This window comes from Azospirillum soli (assembly GCF_017876165.1).
Taxonomy (GTDB): domain Bacteria; phylum Pseudomonadota; class Alphaproteobacteria; order Azospirillales; family Azospirillaceae; genus Azospirillum; species Azospirillum soli.
The window spans coordinates 269,095-287,959 of sequence record NZ_JAGINQ010000005.1 but is presented as its reverse complement, the minus strand read 5'-3'; the positions used below and the strand labels follow the sequence as shown (position 1 = coordinate 287,959).

Genomic DNA, 18,865 nt, shown 5'->3' with positions numbered 1-18,865 from the left:
CGGGAATCATGACCGACATTCTTACGGACATCGCCGCCAACGGTGTCGCCACGGTCACCATGAACCGTGGCCAGGTGCACAACGCCTTCAACGAGCACGTCATCGCCGACCTGACGGCCGCCTTACGCAAGGTGGGCGAGGATCCCGGCGTCCGCGTCGTCCTGCTGCGCGGGGTCGGCAAGAGCTTCTCCGCCGGTGCTGATCTTGACTGGATGAAGCGCATTTCCGGCTACAGCCATGACGAGAACGTCCAGGACGCCATGGGCCTTGCCACCATGCTGCGCACGCTGGACGAATGCCCGAAGCCGACCATCGCGGTCGTCCAGGGTCCGGCCTTCGGCGGCGGCGTCGGGCTGGTCTCGGCCTGCGACATCGCCATCGCGGCGGACACGGCAACCTTCGCCCTGACCGAGGTGCGCCTCGGCCTGCTGCCGGCGGTCATCAGCCCCTACGTCATCGCCGCCATGGGCGAGCGCGCCTGCCGCCGCTACTTCCTGACCGGCGAGCGGTTCTCGGCATCGGAAGCTCTGCGCCACGGCCTGCTGCACGAGGTCGTTCCCGCCGACGGCCTGGAATCCGCCGTGGACGCCACGGTCAAGCGCCTGATGGAATGCGGCCCGGCCTCGCAGACCGCCGCGAAGGAGCTGATCCGCGCGGTGGCCCGGCGTCCGTTGACCACCGACGTGATGCTCGACACCGCCCAGCGCATCGCCCGTCAGCGGGCCAGCGCCGAGGGAAAGGAGGGCGTCGGCGCCTTCCTGGAAAAACGCGACCCGAAGTGGCGGAGCTGACCCCATGTTCGACAAAATTCTGATCGCAAACCGGGGCGAGATCGCCTGCCGCGTCATCCGCACCGCCCGCCGCCTCGGCATCCGCACGGTCGCCGTCTATTCAGAGGCCGACGCCCGCGCCATGCATGTGGAGATGGCCGACGAGGCCGTCTGCATCGGCCCCGCCCCCGTGGGCGAAAGCTACCTGCGCGGCGACGTAATCCTGGAGGTTGCCAAGCAGACCGGCGCCCAGGCCATCCACCCCGGCTACGGCTTCCTGTCGGAAAACGCCGGTTTTGCCGCCGCCTGCGCCGAGGCCGGCGTGGTCTTCATCGGCCCGCCGATTGAGGCGATCCGCGTCATGGGCTCCAAGGCCGAATCCAAGCGCCTCATGTCCCAGGCCGAGGTGCCGCTGGTCCCCGGCTACCATGGGGAGGGGCAGGCTCTCGACACCCTGACCGCCGAGGCGCAGCGCATCGGCTTCCCGGTGCTCGTCAAGGCGTCGGCTGGCGGCGGCGGCAAGGGCATGCGCGTCGTGCGCGACCCGGCCGACTTCGCTGACGCGGTGGCCGGCGCCAAGCGCGAAGCGAAGGCCGCCTTCGGCGACGACAGTGTGCTGCTCGAAAAATACCTTGGCCGCCCGCGTCACGTCGAAATCCAGGTCTTTGCTGACACGCACGGCAACGCCGTGTATCTGTTCGAGCGCGACTGCTCCGTCCAGCGTCGCCACCAGAAGGTGATCGAGGAGGCCCCGGCCCCCAGTCTGCCCGACGACCTGCGCCGCCGCATGGGCGAGGCGGCGGTGGCGGCGGCCAAGGCCGTCAACTATGTCGGCGCCGGCACGGTGGAGTTCCTCTACGAGGACGGCGGCTTCTACTTCATCGAGATGAACACCCGCCTTCAGGTCGAACACCCGGTGACCGAGAAGATCACCGGGCAGGATCTGGTGGAGTGGCAGATCCGTGTGGCGGCTGGCGGCACGCTGCCCCTGGCCCAGGAGCAGCTGACCCGGCGCGGCCACGCCTTCGAGGCGCGCCTCTACGCCGAGGACCCACAGCGCGAGTTCCTGCCGGCCATCGGCCGCCTCGCCCGCCTGCGCCCGCCCGCCGAGAACGATCATGTCCGCGTGGACACCGGCGTTCGCGAGGGCGACGAGGTCACCATGTTCTACGACCCGATGATCGCCAAGCTGATCGTCTGGGACGAGGACCGCGACGCGGCACTCCGCCGCCTACGCGTGGCGCTCGCCGCCTATGAGGTGGTCGGCGTTACGACCAACGTCGGCTTCCTGGGTGCCATCGCCGCGCACCCGGCCTTCCGTGCGGTGGAGATCGACACCGGCTTCATCGAGCGGCACCGCGCCGACCTGCTGCCCCCGCCGGCCCCGGTGCCGGATCGCGGGCTCGCCATCGCAGCGCTGACCGTGCTGCTGCGCCGCAATGCCGAAGCGAAGAAAACCCGCCGCGCCGCGTCGGATCCGCATTCGCCCTGGCTGTCGGCCAGCGGCTGGCGGCTGAACGACGACAACCACCACGACCTCCGCCTCCTCGACGGTGAAACCCTCCGCCAACTGACCCTGCACTTCCGCCCCGACGGCTATGAGATCGAGGTGGAAGGCCGCCCGGCCATCCGCGCCGAGCAGGTCAGCTGGGACGGCGAAGTCCTGACCGCGACCATTGACCGCGTGCGCACGCGCTCCACCGTTGTTTTCCAGGGCTTCGACCTGACGATCCTGTCGGACGGCGCCGTGTGGCGCCTGCGCCTGGACGACCCGACCGCCCGCGCGGCGGAGCAGGAGGGCGGCACCGGCCGCCTGACAGCACCCATGCCAGGCACCGTGGTCCGCGTGCTGGTCGAGCCCGGCCAGACGGTCGAGGCCGGCGCGCCCCTGATGCTGCTGGAGGCCATGAAGATGGAGCACACCATCAAGGCCCCGGCCGCCGGCACCGTCTCCGCCGTCAACTTCGCGGCGGGCGATCAGGTGTCCGAGGGCGTGGACCTGCTGGTCCTCGACGTCACCGAGGAGAAGTGACATGCGTTTGCCCAAGAGCGTCCGCATGGTGGAGGTCGGCCCCCGCGACGGCCTTCAGAACGAGAAGCAGATCGTTCCGACCGAGGTGAAAATCGGCCTTGTGAACCGCTTGGCCGAGGCCGGGCTGACGGCCATCGAGGCGGGCAGCTTCGTCTCGCCCAAATGGGTCCCGCAGATGGCCGACACGCCGGACGTCTTCGCCGGCATCAACCGCAAGCCCGGTGTGCGCTACGTCGCCCTGACCCCCAACGCCAAGGGTCTGGAAGGGGCGCTCGCCGCCAGGGCTGACGAGGTGGCGGTGTTTGCCGCCGCCTCCGAAAGCTTCAGCCAGAAGAACATCAACTGCTCCATCGCCGAGAGCCTGGAACGTTTCGCCCCGGTGATGGAGGCGGCCAAGGCCCAGAACCTCCCGGTGCGCGGCTACGTCTCCTGCGTGCTCGGCTGCCCCTACGAGGGCGAGATCGCCCCGCCCGCCGTCGCCGTCGTGGCGGGTGAGCTGCTCGCCATGGGCTGCTACGAGATCTCGCTCGGCGACACCATCGGCACCGGCACTCCGGCCAAGGCGCAGGCCATGATCGCGGCGGTGGCCGAGCGCGTGCCCACGGACAAGGTCGCCGTCCACTTCCACGACACCTACGGGCAGGCGCTCGCCAACATCCTCGCCACGCTTGAGATGGGCGTGGCGGTGGTGGACAGCTCCGTCGCCGGCCTCGGCGGCTGCCCGTACGCCAAGGGGGCGTCCGGCAACGTGGCGAGCGAGGATGTCCTTTACATGCTGAACGGCCTGGGCATCGAAACGGGCGTCGATCTGGACAAGTTGGTGGCCGCCGGTGCTTACATCAGCGAGGCCATCGGCCGCCCGACCGCTTCCAAGGTCGCCCGCGCGCGCGGCTGCGCCTGAACGGTGCGCCTGAACCAGGAGAGGACCCCATGAACTTCACGAACCTGCTGGTGCATCTGGACGACAGCAACCGCAGCGCCGAGCGGCTGGGCCTCGCCATCGGGCTGGCGCAGCGCTTCGGCGCCTCGCTGACCGGCCTGTTCGCGCAGAGCGAATCGTCGGGCGCCGGCCTCGTCGCCCGACGCGCCGGCCCGGCTCTGTCCGCCGCCGCCGACCGCGCCAGCGCCGACTTCCAGATGCGCACCGCCGAAGCCGGGGTCAAAGGCCGCTGGTGGCAGCTCAGCCACGGCGAATATGGCCATGTCATCGCCGAGACGGTCATCTGCTCCCGCTACGTGGATCTCGCCATCTTCGGCCAGCACGATCCCGGCAGCGATGTCCGCGTGCCGCAGGACCTGATCGAGGAGGTCGTCCTCAACGCCGGTCGCCCGGTTCTCGTCGTTCCCCACGCCGGCAGCTTCCCCACGGTCGGCGAACGGGTGGTCATCGCCTGGAACGGCAGCCGCGAGGCCGCCCGCGCCGTCAACGACGCGCTGCCCCTGCTGCAACAGGCCAAATCCGTCCTTCTCCTTGCTCTCCACGCCCAGCAGGGCGCGGGGGAGGGCGGTGGCAACGTTCCTCAGGTTGACATCCTGGAACATCTTGCCAGCCACGGCGTGCAGGCGACGCAGGAGCGCATGACCGTCACCAGCATCATGCCGATGGACGCCGTGCTGTCGCGCGCGTCCGACCATGGCGCCGATCTGCTGGTCATGGGCGGCTTCGGCGGGTACGGTGCATCGCTGTTCCCGCTGTTCGGGCGGGGCAGCAACACGCGCCACATTCTGCGGCAGATGACATTGCCGGTTCTATTGTCTCACTAGGAATAAAGAGGGCTTGTGATATGGATCGCGAACCGCGCGAGGTGATGGAATACGACGTCCTCGTCGTCGGCGCCGGCCCGTCCGGCTTGAGCGCGGCCATCCGCCTGAAACAGCTCGCCAATGAGGCCGGGCAGGAGCTGTCGGTCTGCGTGATCGAGAAGGGCTCGGAGGTCGGCGCCCACCTGCTCTCCGGCGCCGTGTTCGAGCCGCACGCGCTGGACGAGCTGATCCCCGACTGGAAGGACAAGGGAGCCCCCCTGACCACGCCGGCCCGCGAGGACCACTTCGTCTTCCTCACCGCGACCAAGGCGCACAAGTTCCCGGTCACCCCGCCGCAGATGAACAATCACGGCAACTTCATCATCAGCCTCGGCAACCTCGCCCGCTGGATGGCCGCCCAGGCCGAGGAACTGGGCGTCGAGATCTACCCCGGCTTCGCCGCGGCGGAAGTGCTGTACGACGAGCAGGGCGCCGTCAAGGGCGTGGCCACCGGCGACATGGGCATCGGCAAGGACGGCGAGAAGACCGCCAACTACACCCCGGGCATGGAGCTGCACGCCAAGCAGACCATCTTCGCCGAGGGCTGCCGCGGCTCGCTCACCAAGACCCTCTTCGACAAGTTCTCACTCCGCGACGGCGCCGACCCGCAGACCTACGGCCTCGGCATCAAGGAGCTGTGGGAGATCGACCCCGCCAAGTCCCAGCCCGGCCTGATCGTCCACACCATCGGCTGGCCGATGGACGCCAAGACCTACGGCGGCAGCTGGCTGTACCACATGGACGGCAATCTGGTGTCGGTCGGCTTCGTCGTCGGGCTCGACTACGACAACCCGCACCTCAGCCCGTTCGAGGAGTTCCAGCGCTACAAGACACACCCGGCTATCCGCCCGACCTTCGAGGGCGGCCGGCGCATCGCCTACGGTGCCCGCGCGCTGTCGGAGGGCGGCTTCCAGTCGATCCCCAAGCTGACCTTCCCCGGCGGGCTGATCGTCGGCGACGCGGCGGGCTTCCTGAACGTGCCCAAGATCAAGGGCAACCACACCGCCATGAAGTCGGGCATGGTGGCGGCGGAAGCCGTCTATGAGCACCTGACCGGCGGCAGCAACGGCCGCGAGGTGACCGAGTATCCGGAGCGGTTGAAGGCGTCGTGGGTGTGGTCGGAACTGCACGCGGTGCGCAACATCCGACCGGGCTTCCAGAAGGGGCTGTGGGCGGGGCTGGCCAACGCGGCGTTCGAGACCGCGACCAAAGGCAAGGCGCCGTGGACCTTGCACCACCACGCCGACCACACGACGCTGAAGAAGGCTGCCGAGGCGCCGCCGATCGTCTACCCCAAGCCGGACGGGGTGGTGTCGTTCGACCGGCTGTCCTCGGTGTACCTGTCGAACACCAACCACGAGGAAAACCAGCCGGCGCACCTGACGCTGAAGGACGCGGAGACGCCGATCCGGGTGAACCTGGCGCTCTATGACGCGCCGGAGACGCGCTACTGCCCGGCCGGGGTGTACGAGATCGTGCGCGCCGAGGACGGCACCGCCCCGCGCCTGCAGATCAACGCGCAGAACTGCGTGCACTGCAAGACCTGCGACATCAAGGACCCCACCCAGAACATCAACTGGGTCGTCCCCGAGGGCGGCGGCGGGCCCAACTATCCCGGCGGCATGTAAGAAAAACCCAATCCAAGGAAACAGAGGAAATCCCAATGCAGATCAACGGTCAGGCCGCCATCGTCACCGGCGGCGGGTCGGGCATGGGCGCGGAGACCGCCCGCCATCTCGCCAAGCTCGGCGCCAAGGTCACGGTGCTCGACATGAACGAGGCGGCGGTCAAAGAGGTGGCGCAGGAAATCGGCGGCCTCGGCCTCGTCTGCGACGTGTCGAACGCCGACTCCGCCGAGAAGGCCTTCGCCGAGGCCCGCGCCGCGCACGGCCCGGTCCGCATCGCGGTCAACTGCGCGGGCGTCGCCCCGGCCAAGCGGATCGTCGGCCGCGACGGCCCGATGCCGCTCGACGACTTCCGCAGGGTGATCGAGGTGAACCTGATCGGCACCTTCAACATCCTGCGTCTGGCCGCTGCCGAGATGGGTGCGCTCGACCCGCTGGCCTCCGGCGAGCGTGGCGTCATCGTCAACACCGCCTCCGTCGCCGCCTATGAAGGCCAGATCGGGCAGGCGGCCTACGCGTCGTCCAAGGGCGGCGTCGTGGCCCTGACCATCTGCGCCGCGCGCGACCTCGCCCGCAGCGCCATCCGCGTCATGACCATCGCCCCCGGCCTGATCGGCACGCCGATGCTGCTGAACATGCCGCAGGAGGTGCAGGACAGCTTGGCGGCCAGCGTGCCCTTCCCCAAGCGTTTCGGCCGTCCGGAGGAATACGCCCGCCTCGTCCAGCACATCCTTGAGAACGAGATGCTCAACGGCGACGTCATCCGTCTCGACGGCGCGATCCGCATGGCGCCGCAGTAACGGTTTCAGCACCTTCTATGACGAACGGCCCCGCTTCGCGGGGCCGTTTTGCATTTGGGGATGGCCCTTCGCGCCGGATCTTATCCTCCCGGTCGTCCGGTCGAGCCCAAGGAAATAAGCCGGAATATGAGAAGCCGGTCTGTGCCGTTTGCATAATATCTATAGCCGATCAAGCAAAGGGCCTTGATGGAACGAGCGAGCCCAACGAATGAGCGTCGTTTCGCTGTATTGGCTGGGATGGCTCGCCGGGACCGTGGCGCTGTTCTGGGCGGCGCCGTCGCGCGTGCGGCATCTTGTGCTGGCGGCAATTTCCCTTGCCTTTCTGACCGTGCACGCCCCGGTGTCGGCGGTTGTCCTTTCCGTGCTGGCCGTGCTGTGTTTCTGGCTGCCGCGCCTGTCGCCCAGGCCGGCTCCGGCGATTTTCGCCATGGTGCTCGCCATCGTCGCCTTGCTGGTCGCCTACAAGGCCGGCATCCTCACCATTGGGGCGGCTTTCGATGACACGGGCGCGGTGGTCCGGCTCGTCATGCCGCTGGGGCTGTCCTACTACGCTTTCCGCTGCATCCATTACCTGCTGGAGCACTACAAGGGCGCGCTGCCGCCGCATCGCTTTAGCGATTTCATCGGCTACCTGTTCTTCCTGCCGACGCTGCTCGCCGGCCCCATTCACCGCTTTCCCGACTATCAGCACGACCTCTCCCAACACCGCTGGGACGCCGACACCTTCTCGCGCGGTCTTGAACGGGTCCTGTACGGCTACGCGCAGATCGTCATCCTCGGCAATTGGTTCGCCTCGACCAAGCTGCCGGCGCTGATCGCCGGAATCGACCCGTCGCGGGAGGCGCTGATCGCCTATCTCGACGCCCTGCGCTTCGGGCTGAACGTCTATTTCCAGTTCGCCGGCTATTCGAACGTCGCCATCGGCTTCGCCCTGCTGCTCGGCTTTTCGGTGATCGAGAATTTCGACTGGCCCTTCCTGCGCCGGAACATCTCCGAATTCTGGCGGTCCTGGCACATCTCGCTGTCCGGCTGGTGCCGCGCCTACGTCTACATGCCGGTGGTCGCGGTCACCCGCAACGTCCAGCTCGGCGCGCTCGCCACCATGCTGGCCATCGCGCTGTGGCACGAACTGTCGCTGCGCTACGTGCTTTGGGGCCTCTACCACGGGCTGGGCATCGTCGCGTGGCAGCTGTTCCAGCGCGCCAAGCCCGCCTTGCCGATGCTGCGCGGACCCGTCGCGCAAGGGTTGGCCGTGGGCGGCTCCGTAGCACTGACCTTCAACTTCGTGATCCTCAGCTTCGTCCTGATCAAGGAAGCGACCATGCCAGACATGCTGCGCGCCTACGCGACCATCTTCACGGGGACCTGGTGATGCATGGGTTCCTTGCGCGCGTGGTGGGGGAACGGGCGGCGGTGCCCCTGACGGCGCTCTGGTACGTGTTCCTGGTCGTCCTGATCGTCTACTTTGCGCTGCTCGATCAGGCGCCGTTCCGCTACGGCCAGCTGTAGGCGGGGGCGCCATGACGGAAGCCCTTGCCCTCGCCGACGGTGTTGAAGCGGACCTGCACCGCGCAATCCTGAGTGGCCCGAACGTCAAGCGCGCCCTGACGGCTCGCCAATGCCAGATCCTGCACTGGGCCGAACGCGGCGCGACGCTCGTCCGCACCGCCGAAGCTCTGGGGCTGACGCAAGCCGAACTGTCCGTTCACCTCAACCCGCTTCTGGCTGATGGCCTTGCCCGCCTGATCCCCGGAACGCCCGCCCCGCCGGACATGCTCACGTCCCTCTGGACCGACGCCGTTCAGGCGTTCGGCTTTCGGCCCTGGCTGATCCCCTCCGACGACGCCCCGTCCCTCACATTCGCCGAAGCGGCCGAACGGGTGGACGTGCTTGCCCGCCACCTCACCGCCGCCGGTCTGACACGCGGCGACCGTCTTCTCGCCCACGCCGCCCCGAGCGTCGATGCGGCTCTCCTCTTCTGGGCCTGTACCCGCCTTGGCATCATTTACGCCCCCGTGGACAGTGCCGCGCCCGCCGACGCCGTTCGCCGCGCCCTGGATCTTGCTCAGCCAGCCCTGGTCTACGCCGATACCCCGCGCGCCGGAGCCTTTAATGCGGGTGGCATTCCGGTCATGGTCCTCGGCACCCCCGTCCTCCCTCCCGACACGGACCTCCCCCCACCGCCAGACGAGGACGACATCGCCGTCATTCTTTTCACGTCCGGCACCACGGGGGAGCCCAAGGGTGTGGAGCTGTCGCAAGGCGCCCTGACCCGCAGCGCCCGCCTGCTCGCCGGCTCCTACGGCCTCAATCCCATGGACCGCCTGTTGAGCCTGGGCGAGTTCCACACCATGAGCGGCCTGCGCAACCCGCTGATCGTCACCGTCGCGGCCGGTGCCGCCTGCGTGCTGGCGGGGGAGGGGGAGCGGCGGCACCCCATCGGCGCCATCGACCTGTGCCAGCGCCGTGGCGTCACCGTCCTTTCCGCCGTACCCGCTTTCCTGAAGATGCTGAGCGGTATGGCCGCCCGCTTGGAACCCGGAGCCTTCGGCCCGCTACGCCTGATCCTCTCGACCGCCGCCGACCTGTCGCCGGAGCTTTCCGCCGCCATCCGCTCCATCACCGGCGCTCCGGTCCTCAACTACTACGGCCTGACGGAGACCTGCGGCGCCTGCACCCTGGTCGCCCCTGCCGATGCCGACCGGGCGCAAGATTCCATCGGCACGCCAGCCGGCGCCGTCTGCCAGATCGTTGCCGAAGACGGCCGTATCCTTGCTGATGACGAGGCCGGCGAACTGCTCGTCCACAGCGCCAACCTGATGGCCGGCTATCACCGCCGCCCCGACCTGACGGCGACCATGCTGCGGGACGGCTGGCTCTACACCGGTGACCTCGCGGTGCGGCGACCGGACGGGCACATCGTTCTGGTCGGCCGCCGCCGCGACATCATCAAGACCGCGCGCGGCGACCTGCTGGCCCTCGGCGCCGTCGAGCGTCTGCTGGAGGAAGACCCCGCCGTGGAGGAAGCCGCCGTCTGCGGCACCCGCGACGCGCGCGGCGACGAACGCCTGACCGTCTTCGTCCGCCTGACCGCCAACGCCGACGCGGCCCAAACCATTCCCCGCCTGAAAGTCCGGCTGGCAGAGCAGCTCGGCCCCCGCACCGCACCGCGCGACCTGCATGTTCTCGCGGACTTCCCGCGCGGCGCCAACGGCAAGGTGCTGAAGCACAAACTCACGGAGGACTTCCTTTCCGATGACGGATTCTGACGCACTGTCCCCTTTCCCGGCCGCGCTCGACCGGATCGAAGCGACGGTGGACCCCCAGCGGATCTTCCTCCAGGGTGAGCAAGTCCTGCGCTACGGCGATCTGTTCGACCGCGTGCGTCGCCTCGCCTCGTTCTTCCGTGCCCGGAATCTCGCCCCCGGCGCCCGCGTGGTGATCGCCAGCCGTGACGACCGGCACGTCATCACCCTGCTGATCGCGATGATCCGCACCGGCGTCACCGCCGTCGTCGCCGATCCCGCCGCTCCGGCCGACGAGTTGAATAAGCTCATCCGTGCCGCCGACGCGCACGGCTTGATGATCGACGCCGGCCACCCGGCCGCCGCCGAGGCCCGCGATGTCCTGCGCGACGGCGGCGTGTTCCTCACCCTGCACCCGGAGGAGGAGCGGCGGGGCCTGCTTGGCCGCCTGCTGGCGGACAAAACCGGCTATCCCGCCCTGCTCAAGGACCACGCCCCGGCGCGGGACCTCCCCGGCACGCTCCCCGACGACACCCGCGCCTACATCCTCTTCACCTCCGGCACCACCTCGAACCCGAAGGGCGTGGAGATCACCCATGGCAACCTGTTCGCCCACATTTCTACGCTGAACCGCGTTTACGGCTACGACCCGAACGCCCGCATCCTGAACCAGCTGCCGCTCCACCACACCGACGGGCTGGTCGAAGGGCCGATGTGCGCGTTGCTATCCGGCGGGACGTTGTACCGGCCGGGTCCCTTTTCCATCCAGCAGATCGGCACGCTGGCCGACTGGATTGCCCGGCACCGCATCACGCACCTCGTCACCGTGCCCACCGTCCTCGCTCTGATCGAGCGGCTGGGCGACGCCGACCGCGCCATGTTCCGCACCGGCGATTTCCGCTTCATCGTCTCACTGGCCGGCTACCTGGACGAGGGGCTGTGGCGCCGGTTCGAGGACCGCTTCGGCACCCGCATCGTCAACGTCTACGGCCTGACGGAGACGGTCTCGGGCTCCCTCTACGCCGGTCCTGACGACGCTAGCCACCGCTATGGGACCATCGGCAAGCCGGTCGATTGCGAGTGCCGCATCGTGGACGAGGCCGGCAACGACCTTTCGCCCGGCCAAGTGGGCGAACTTCTGCTGCGCGGCCCCCATGTGATGCCCGGCTATTTTCGCAACTTGGAGGCCACGACCGAGGCGCTGCGCGACGGCTGGCTGCACACCGGCGACCTCGCAACTATGGATGACACCGGCTGCTACGCCATCGTCGGGCGCAAGAAGAGCGTCATTATTAAGGGCGGCATCAACGTCTATCCGGAAAAGGTCAACGCCGCCCTGAAATCCCACCCGGAGGTGGTCGACGCCGCGACCTTCAGCCTTCCCGATCCGGTGTGGGGAGAGACGGTCGCCGCCTGCGTAACCCTCCGCACCCCCATCGCTCCCTCCGCCCTGATCGAGCATTGCCGCAGTTTGATTGCGCCGGAGAGCCTTCCCGCCGAAATCCACGTCCTCCCCGAGTTTCCGCGCGGCCCGGCCGGTAAGCCCGTGCTGAACGCCCTGAAAAGCCACGTTCTGAAGGCCCGCAGCCAAGCCCCCGCGCCCGACCCGGCGGCGGAGGTCTACGTCATCGCCGCGCGCTGTTTCAAAACCTCCGCCGCAGACCTGTCGCCGGCCTCCACGCCGGAGAACACGGCGGGCTGGGATTCCTACGCGCACATGGAACTGACCAACGCGCTGGAATGCGCGCTCGGCATCCGGCTGGCGCCCAAGGACATCATGAGCATGGGGTCGCTCGGCGACGTGGAGCGGATCGTGCGGGGCAAGCTGGCGGCATAAGATTGGGTGACGCGAGATGAAGAGGCACCGGGGACCGCCGCTGACCGTGTGGATGCTTGCCGTGGCGATCCTGGCGATGCTGATCGCCACGAGCGTGATCGGCTTCCACCTGTCCGAACGCCCCTTCATCCACTACAACCGCGCCCGCATCGCTACCGTCGCCGAACAGGCCGCCAAGGACCCGAACGCCACCATCGTCGTCGCCCTCGGCGCCTCCCGCCTGCGGCACGCAACGCTGGACGAGGCGGATATGGCGGTGCTCGGTGCGGAGCGCGGCATCCCCAACCTGCGCCTGCTGCGGATCGTCCATAACTCCGGCCAGTTCAGCGATTTCGCGCCGTTCCTCGACGACCTGCTGGCCCTACGGCCGAGGCTGATGCTGCTGGAGATCGACCTTCTGTTCAAGGAACGGCGCACCCTGCCGTTTTATCACTACTACCTGCGCGACACGCTGGACGTGGTGGCGCGCGGCCGCCCCTATCATCGCGACGAGGTGGAGCACCAGTTGGGCAAGCCCTGCGGCCGCCGTGGCGAACCCGCCTGGGATCACGACCCCGCCCGTCTGGACCGGTTCGAGGCGAACGTGACCCGCGAGATGCTGTTCGCGGCGGACTCGCCCGCCTACGACCGCGCCCGCCGCTTCATCGAACGGGCGAAGGCCCAGGGCACCCAGGTGGCGGTCATCCAACTGCGCAGCCGTTCCAACTGGGAGGCCCGCCAGCACGGCACCGGCCGCGACTACCGCCCCGACGCGCTGGCCCGCGTCGAGCGGGATTCCGCCATGGCGCTGTGGCGCTTTCCCGTTTCCCTCCAGTCCGACGCCCGCTACTGCGACTACGTCCACCTGACGGAAGAGGGGCGGGAGGCCTATTCCGCTTGGCTCCTCGACCGCATCGCCGAGGCTCTGCACTCCATGCGCAGCGTCGACGCCCGCCCAGAACAGGTTGAGCTGCCTTATCCCGCCGCCATCAGCCGCCCGTGATGCTCGCGGATGCGCTCGCCCCAATGGGACGTGAAAAAAATTCCCGACCGGCTCTCGAACGCGGTCAGCGCCCGCTCGCGGAACTCCGGCCCGCCCTGGTGCGTTCGCACGCGCTCGGTGATCTCCGCCCAGTCCTCCACGATGATGGCGCCGCACTCCGCATAGAGCGGGTCGAGCAGGCTGGTCCGGACGATGGGTACGGCCCCAACCGCCAGCGTCTCCCAGAAGCGCAACGTATCCACCCCTTTGCCGCGCGGGCAGATGACGTAGCGGGACTGGCCCAGCAACTTCAGGTAGTCTGCATAACTCAGCCGATCCGCGCAGCGATGGACCCCGTCCAGCGGAATCCCGTGCCGCTCCGGCGAGGTGTCGGACATGGAGGTCAGCAGGATGTCGATCGGCCGCTCGTCCCAGGGCAGGCCGCCCACCGACGCCAGGATCGCCGTCTGGTCGCCGTGCGGCCGTTCCCGCTCCGAGAAACCGATGGGCACCTGAAGGATCTTCTCCGACCAGAGCGGCAGGTTGGGGCCGCTCCACGACAGGATCCGCTCGTCCTCCACCAATCCAGCGAACTCCGCCGGCGTGGTGGAACTGACGCCGGTCACCAGCCCGAAGGGCACCTTGATGTGGGGCAGGGCGTTGGTGAAGGCCGAAAGCCCGTCCGTCTTCACGAAGACCAGATCGCCGGGCTTCATGGCGTCCACGTTCAACCGGTCGTGCGCGTGAAGCCGGCTGACGCCCTCGCGGAGGTAATAGTCCTCGGGGAGGTCCAGCGCGTGCGCGCACAGCGTCGGCAGGCTGTTGTAGCGCAGCAGGCCGATTTCCTCGGCGATCGGCATGGCGTCGTCTCCCCCGCGTTCCGGTTCGCCCCTTAGTAGCACGGGCACCCTGAAGGCCGATACCGGAGAGCGTTTACGCCACCGCCCCCGGATGATCGGAGTCCAGCAGCTCCGCCACCCGTGCGCAGAGCAGGTCCAGCACGGCGGACCATTCGTTGTCGGTGCGTTCCATGAAGGCTTTCCACACCCGGTCGCGCTCGGCGGCGACGCCGTCCGGCCCCATCTCGTGGAAGATGTGGCGCAGGTTCGCCCGGTTCGCCTCCATCCGCGCCGGGTCGTAGGACCAGCGGAACCGCTCGTTCCCCGCCCCTTCCCACCAGTCGTCATGCCCGTAGATCAGGTGGCCGGACAGCAGATACTCGATCATGTTGATCGGGCCGGTCTCGTTGAAGGAGGTGTTGGCGACGATCAGGAAATGCTGGCGCAGGAAGGCCAGCAGGTCCGCCCGCTCCTTGGCGATGTGGGGCGCCACGCTGAAGTCGGTGTTCTCCTGCAAGCCCAACTCCCGCAGCGCGGCGATCAATTCGGCCGAGTTCTTGCGCAGCCCGCCATGGTAGACCAGCATCCGCACCTTGGGCGGCGTCGGGAACTGACCGTAAAGGCGCGAGAACTCCGGCTTGTCGATGGGGTGCGGGTGCACCGACAGGTGCCGGGTGCTCGCCGCCAGATGGTCGTGGCAGTCGGCCACCAGCGGGTCGCGCCCCTGGACGCGCCGGATCGCCACGTCGTTGCTCAGCACCACCAGCGCGAACTGCTGTTCTAGCCAGCGGTAGGTCTCCGACACCGGGTCCAGTGGCGCGTTCAGCCCGAAGCGCCGGAAGGCCCCGAACCGCCACTTGTCCACGTCGAAGTTGGAATTCTCCACGACGACGGAGCGCTTCCACCCCTTCAGCGCCGGGTGCGGCAGGAAGGAGACGAGCACGTCGCGTCCCTTTGGCTCCAGCGGCGCGTCCCACGGAGCGAAGACCGCCCGCGCCCCGAACTCCTTCGTTAGCGCCCCATAGACGAAATGGCTGAGCTGCGCGTGCCAGTGATGCGTCGCCGGATATCGGTCCGGCGCCATGGGGAAGGAGACGTGAATGGTCGGATCGGTCACGGGCGGCATCCCTTTGCCAGCAGCGCGGCGATGGCCCGTGCGGCCGCGTCCGGGTCGATTGCCGCGATGCAGTGCGGCTCCCCCGCTGAACAGGACGCGGTGCAGGGCGGCACCGCCGTCTTCGGCCGCAGCACCAGCGCGCGGTCGCTCCACGGCCGGAACCGCTCCGGCGCGTGATAGTGGTCCGGGTCCCCGCCCTCCGGATGGCAGGAGAAGACGGCGACCGGCACCACCATGGCGGCCCCCATGTGCGCGGGTGCGGAGTCCATGGCGATCAGCCCCTCGGCCCGCCCGATCACCGCCGCCGCCGTGCGCAGGCCCGTCCGCCCGGTCAGGTCAATCACCCGCCCCGGCAGTGCGGCTTCCAGCACCGCCGCCGCCGTCCGCTCCGCCCCGGTGCCCAGCACGACCACCCGCCGTTCCCCGGCTACCGCCGCGACCACCTCGGCCAGCCGCTCCACCGGATAGACGCGCCGCCCGCTGGCCGCCCCCGGCGCCACGGCCAGGAACGGCCCCGTCGCCCCGACCAGCCGCGCCGCCTCCGCCCAGTCCTCGTCCGTCAGATACAACTCCACCGCCGTGCCGTCCGGCCGCCCGCCGACGAACTCCAGCAGCGAGAGTGCCTGTTCCACCTCATGCCGCCCAGGCGGCGGGGCCAGGACATGGCTGTAGGCGCGGTCGAAGCCGGTGTTGCCCTCCGCCTTCCAGGGCGTGACCGTCTCCGAAAAGCCGACCACGACCCGACCCCGGCTGTTGGCGGCGAAGGTCGTCGCCCCGTGCCGGTCAAAGTCGTAGCGCGGCACCACCGTCAGGTCGAACCCGGCCCGGTACGCCTCGGCGAAGACCGCCAGCCCGCCGGGCGACACGGCGCGGAAATCGATGCCGCCGCCGTCCTTCGGGATCGGGGCGATCACCGCGTCCACATGGGGGCAGGGGGCCGCCAGATCGCCGACCTCCGGCCGCACGGCCAGCACGATCCGCGCCCCCGGCGCGCTCGCCCGCAGGCCGCGCAGGAACGGCGTGCCGAGGATGAAGTCCCCCGCCTCGTCCAGCTTGATGACCAGGATGCGCTGCGCCTTGGCAACGTCGAACACCGGCGTCGTCATGCGGCTTCTCCAACGTCGATTGCCGCCACCGGCAGCCCGGCGCACCAGTGCCGCCACGCCGCCCGGTAGCCGGCCTCGACCGCCGCCGCGTAGCCCGCCTCGTCCATCAGGGGGGAGCGCGCCATGCGCTCGCGCAGTCCCTCGCGCTGCCGCGCCAGGAAGGCCGGATCGCCGGCCAGCCGCACGGCCAGCGCCACATATGCGTCCTCGTCGGCGGCGATCATCTCGGTCAGCCCGACCGCCCCGATCAGCGAGGCGCCCCAGCGGGAGATCATCGCCTCTCCCGGAAGGTTCAGCACCGGCACGCCCATCCACAGCGCGTCGCACATGGTCGTGCCGCCGTTGGCGAACACCGGATCCAGCGCGCAGTCGATTCGCACGTAATCCTCGTAGGGATCCGGAGTCGGCCCGCGCAGCACCAGCCGCTCCGCCCCGATTCCATGGCGCGCGAAGGCGTCCAGCATCCGTTGGCCCACGCCGCCGGTGGTCAGCCCCCGCCATTTCAGCATCAGCCGCGCGTCCGGAACCGCCGCCAGCACCCGCGACCACAGCACGAAGGTGGAGGCGTTCAGCTTCGTGATGTTGTTGAAGGATCCGAAGGTGAACACCCCCTCCGTCTCCACCGGCGGCCGGTCCGGCGGCACCACCGCCGAGTCCGCCGGCCGGTAGCACAGGACGCTTCCCGGCAGCCGGATCAGCTTTTCCGTATGCCGCGCGCCCGCCATCGGCGGCGCGAAGCGCGGGTCGGTGAACTGGTAATCCATGGCCGACAGCCCCGTCGTGTTGGGGTAGAGTGGAATGCTGACCTGCACCGGCGCCGCCCGGCGGGCGAACAGCGGCATCCGGTTGCGCGACATGTGTCCGTCGCAGTCCACCAGAATGTCGATCCCGTCCGCCCTTATCACCCGCTCCAGTTCGTCGTCGTGCATCCCCGCGCAGTCGCGCCAGCCGTCCGCCAGCGCCATGAACCGCTCGGTCGCCGCGTCCTTGCGCAGGTCGTTGTAATAGCAGACGACCTCGACCCGCTCCCGATCGTGATGGCTCAGCAGCGGCAGCAGGAAATGGTAGCCGGGACCGGGATAGCGCTGGAAATCCGGCGACACATAGCCGACCCGCAGCCGCCGCTCCGGATCGCGCGACACCCCCTCGAACCGCGCCCCGTCGTACCGCGTCTCTGCCGCCGGCCTCGGTACCGCGAAGCGCTTGAACCGGCGGTGCTCCTCGAACACCTCATCCAGGTCGGCCTCTTCGGTGAAGCACAGGCAGAATAGAAGGTTGGACCGCACCTCGGCGTTCCCCGGCGCCCGCTCCAGCGCGGCGCGGAAGGCCGCCACCGCCTCGGCGTGCCGCCCCACCGACATCAGCGCGACGCCCAGGTTGGAGCGCGCCAGCGCCTCATGCTCCGCCGCCCCCAGCACCAGCGCACGGTTCAGCACCCCAATGGCCTCTTCGAACTCGCTGCCGTCCAGCAGGGCCGTTCCGATGTTGGTCCAGCCCTGCGCGCCGTCCGGCCGCAGAACCACCGCCCGCCGGTGCCAGTCCAGCGCCTCCGCCATCCGCTTCAGCCCGTGCAGCACCGACCCGGCGTTGGCCGCCATGTCCGCGTCGTCTGGGGCTACCCGCGCCGCCCGCACCGCCAGCCGGACCGCCTCGTCCCCGCGCGCCCCGCCCCCCAAGGCCAGCCCGAGCCCCGACAGCGCCACCGCCGCGCCCGGCGTCACCGCCAGAGCGCGCCGGAACCAACGCGCCGTCTCGGCCGAGCGCCCGTTTGTCTGGTGCAGCGTCCCCAGCACCAGCAGCGCGTCCCCTGCCTCCGGAATCAGCGCGACCGCCCGCGCCAGCCAGCGCGCGCCATCCTGCCATCCCGCCACCCGCGCCAGCGCCGATCCGACGATCTTGATCGCCTCGGCATGGTCGGGCGCCAGAGCCAGCAGCGCGCGCCCGGCCTTCGCCGCACCATCCGCATCGCCCAGCGCGTGGCACAGCCCGACCACCTCCCCGTGCGCCTGGACCAGCAGCGGATCCGCCTTCGCCGCCGCCCGAAAAGCCGTCAGAGCCTCGACCGGCCGTCCGGCGTCGCGCAGCGCCGCCCCCTGGTTGAAGGCGGCGACCGACAGATCCGGTCGCAGGGTCACCGCGCGCCCGTACCACGTTGCCGCCGGCAGCAGCCGGCCCAGGTCGTACAGTGCATCGCCCAGCACCGATGCGATCTCCCCCTGGTCCGGCACCAGCAGCAGAACCCGTGTCAGAGCCTTCGCCGCGTCCTCCGTCTGGCCGGCGCGGGCGCGGACGTTGGCTTCCATCTGATGATGCTCTGCTTCCAGCGGTGCCAGCCTTGCCGCGTGCCCATAGGCGTCGGCGGCCTCCGCCCATTGCCCAGCGGCCTCCAGCAGGCGGCCCAGGTTCAGGCGGAACGCCGGCTGCCGCCCGTCGTTCTTCACCGCGCGCCGGATCAGTTCGATCCCCGCAGCGAGGTCCCCCGTCTGCCCCTTCAGTAGGCCCAGCAGGTGCAGCGCGTCGGTCTGCTGCGGCAGGCGGCGCAGAACCTGCTCGTACAGCGGCTTGGCCTCGGCCAACTGACCGTTCTGGTGATGGGTGACGGCGCGGGCCAACAGCTCTTGCACGCCGGCGGCGGAATTCTGGCGGCTGTTGGGTTTCATGCGGGTCCTAAGTGCAAAACGTTGCGGGGCCGATAATGCTGGTGCTTCTCCCCCCATTGCAAGGCGGGCC

General features: G+C 69.2%; 15 protein-coding genes. 11 read left to right on the top strand and 4 right to left on the bottom strand.

Annotation, left to right across the window (positions count from 1 at the left end; genetic code table 11):
- Positions 1-8 precede the first annotated feature (8 nt).
- From J2852_RS11005 to J2852_RS10955, 11 genes are all read left to right on the top strand, one after another.
- Positions 9-791, top strand: coding sequence for an enoyl-CoA hydratase/isomerase family protein (locus tag J2852_RS11005; RefSeq protein ID WP_209875245.1), 783 nt, complete (start codon positions 9-11; stop codon positions 789-791).
- Between the two features lie 4 nt (positions 792-795).
- A complete protein-coding gene (locus J2852_RS11000) occupies positions 796-2,802 on the top strand; it encodes an acetyl/propionyl/methylcrotonyl-CoA carboxylase subunit alpha (RefSeq protein ID WP_209875243.1) in 2,007 nt (668 codons plus the stop codon).
- A 1-nt stretch (position 2,803) separates the two neighbouring features.
- Positions 2,804-3,703, top strand: a complete 900-nt coding sequence (locus J2852_RS10995) for a hydroxymethylglutaryl-CoA lyase (protein ID WP_209875241.1) — start codon at positions 2,804-2,806, stop codon at positions 3,701-3,703.
- Positions 3,704-3,732: 29 nt separating this feature from the next.
- A complete protein-coding gene (locus J2852_RS10990) occupies positions 3,733-4,566 on the top strand; it encodes a universal stress protein (protein WP_209875239.1) in 834 nt (277 codons plus the stop codon).
- 20 nt (positions 4,567-4,586) lie between these two features.
- Positions 4,587-6,233 (top strand): electron transfer flavoprotein-ubiquinone oxidoreductase, encoded by a 1,647-nt coding sequence (locus J2852_RS10985; RefSeq protein WP_209875237.1) that lies wholly within the window; start codon positions 4,587-4,589, stop codon positions 6,231-6,233.
- A 35-nt stretch (positions 6,234-6,268) separates the two neighbouring features.
- On the top strand, positions 6,269-7,030 hold the full coding sequence (locus tag J2852_RS10980; RefSeq protein ID WP_209875234.1) for an SDR family NAD(P)-dependent oxidoreductase: 762 nt from the start codon (positions 6,269-6,271) through the stop codon (positions 7,028-7,030).
- Between the two features lie 208 nt (positions 7,031-7,238).
- Positions 7,239-8,402: an MBOAT family O-acyltransferase gene (locus J2852_RS10975; protein WP_209875232.1), complete on the top strand. Its 1,164-nt coding sequence runs from the start codon at positions 7,239-7,241 to the stop codon at positions 8,400-8,402.
- A complete protein-coding gene (locus J2852_RS10970; protein WP_209875230.1) occupies positions 8,402-8,539 on the top strand; it encodes a hypothetical protein in 138 nt (45 codons plus the stop codon). Before J2852_RS10975 ends, J2852_RS10970 begins: the two co-directional genes overlap by 1 nt.
- A gap of 11 nt (positions 8,540-8,550) precedes the next feature.
- Entirely contained in the window at positions 8,551-10,299 is a 1,749-nt protein-coding gene (locus J2852_RS10965) for a class I adenylate-forming enzyme family protein (protein WP_209875228.1), read from the top strand.
- Positions 10,286-12,112 (top strand): AMP-binding protein, encoded by a 1,827-nt coding sequence (locus tag J2852_RS10960; protein ID WP_209875226.1) that lies wholly within the window; start codon positions 10,286-10,288, stop codon positions 12,110-12,112. Before J2852_RS10965 ends, J2852_RS10960 begins: the two co-directional genes overlap by 14 nt.
- Before the next feature lie 16 nt (positions 12,113-12,128).
- The gene (locus J2852_RS10955; RefSeq protein ID WP_209875224.1) at positions 12,129-13,094 is read left to right on the top strand and encodes a hypothetical protein; all 966 of its coding nucleotides are present in this window, start codon (positions 12,129-12,131) and stop codon (positions 13,092-13,094) included.
- Here the strand turns inward: J2852_RS10955 and J2852_RS10950 are convergent.
- From J2852_RS10950 to J2852_RS32020, 4 genes are all read right to left on the bottom strand, one after another.
- The gene (locus J2852_RS10950) at positions 13,067-13,933 is read right to left on the bottom strand and encodes a glycosyltransferase family 47 protein (RefSeq protein WP_209875222.1); all 867 of its coding nucleotides are present in this window, start codon (positions 13,931-13,933) and stop codon (positions 13,067-13,069) included. The two genes, J2852_RS10955 and J2852_RS10950, sit on opposite strands and share 28 nt — an antisense overlap.
- Before the next feature lie 73 nt (positions 13,934-14,006).
- The gene (locus tag J2852_RS10945; RefSeq protein ID WP_209875220.1) at positions 14,007-15,029 is read right to left on the bottom strand and encodes a hypothetical protein; all 1,023 of its coding nucleotides are present in this window, start codon (positions 15,027-15,029) and stop codon (positions 14,007-14,009) included.
- Positions 15,026-16,135: a glycosyltransferase family 9 protein gene (locus tag J2852_RS10940; RefSeq protein WP_209875218.1), complete on the bottom strand. Its 1,110-nt coding sequence runs from the start codon at positions 16,133-16,135 to the stop codon at positions 15,026-15,028. The genes J2852_RS10945 and J2852_RS10940 overlap by 4 nt, the downstream gene beginning before the upstream one ends.
- Positions 16,132-18,795, bottom strand: coding sequence for a tetratricopeptide repeat protein (locus J2852_RS32020; RefSeq protein ID WP_209875216.1), 2,664 nt, complete (start codon positions 18,793-18,795; stop codon positions 16,132-16,134). The genes J2852_RS10940 and J2852_RS32020 overlap by 4 nt, the downstream gene beginning before the upstream one ends.
- Positions 18,796-18,865: the final 70 nt, after the last annotated feature.

Bases quoted from the DNA above. Each gene is read 5' to 3' on its own strand.
- J2852_RS10955 (WP_209875224.1), top strand. From the start codon at position 12,129: ATGAAGAGGCACCGGGGACCGCCGCTGACCGTGTGGATGCTTGCCGTG.
- J2852_RS10960 (WP_209875226.1), top strand. From the start codon at position 10,286: ATGACGGATTCTGACGCACTGTCCCCTTTCCCGGCCGCGCTCGACCGG.
- J2852_RS10965 (WP_209875228.1), top strand. From the start codon at position 8,551: ATGACGGAAGCCCTTGCCCTCGCCGACGGTGTTGAAGCGGACCTGCAC.
- J2852_RS10985 (WP_209875237.1), top strand. From the start codon at position 4,587: ATGGATCGCGAACCGCGCGAGGTGATGGAATACGACGTCCTCGTCGTC.
- J2852_RS10940 (WP_209875218.1), bottom strand. From the start codon at position 16,135: ATGACGACGCCGGTGTTCGACGTTGCCAAGGCGCAGCGCATCCTGGTC.
- J2852_RS10970 (WP_209875230.1), top strand. From the start codon at position 8,402: ATGCATGGGTTCCTTGCGCGCGTGGTGGGGGAACGGGCGGCGGTGCCC.
- J2852_RS32020 (WP_209875216.1), bottom strand. From the start codon at position 18,795: ATGAAACCCAACAGCCGCCAGAATTCCGCCGCCGGCGTGCAAGAGCTG.
- J2852_RS10990 (WP_209875239.1), top strand. From the start codon at position 3,733: ATGAACTTCACGAACCTGCTGGTGCATCTGGACGACAGCAACCGCAGC.
- J2852_RS11000 (WP_209875243.1), top strand. From the start codon at position 796: ATGTTCGACAAAATTCTGATCGCAAACCGGGGCGAGATCGCCTGCCGC.
- J2852_RS10950 (WP_209875222.1), bottom strand. From the start codon at position 13,933: ATGCCGATCGCCGAGGAAATCGGCCTGCTGCGCTACAACAGCCTGCCG.
- J2852_RS10975 (WP_209875232.1), top strand. From the start codon at position 7,239: ATGAGCGTCGTTTCGCTGTATTGGCTGGGATGGCTCGCCGGGACCGTG.
- J2852_RS10980 (WP_209875234.1), top strand. From the start codon at position 6,269: ATGCAGATCAACGGTCAGGCCGCCATCGTCACCGGCGGCGGGTCGGGC.
- J2852_RS10995 (WP_209875241.1), top strand. From the start codon at position 2,804: ATGCGTTTGCCCAAGAGCGTCCGCATGGTGGAGGTCGGCCCCCGCGAC.
- J2852_RS11005 (WP_209875245.1), top strand. From the start codon at position 9: ATGACCGACATTCTTACGGACATCGCCGCCAACGGTGTCGCCACGGTC.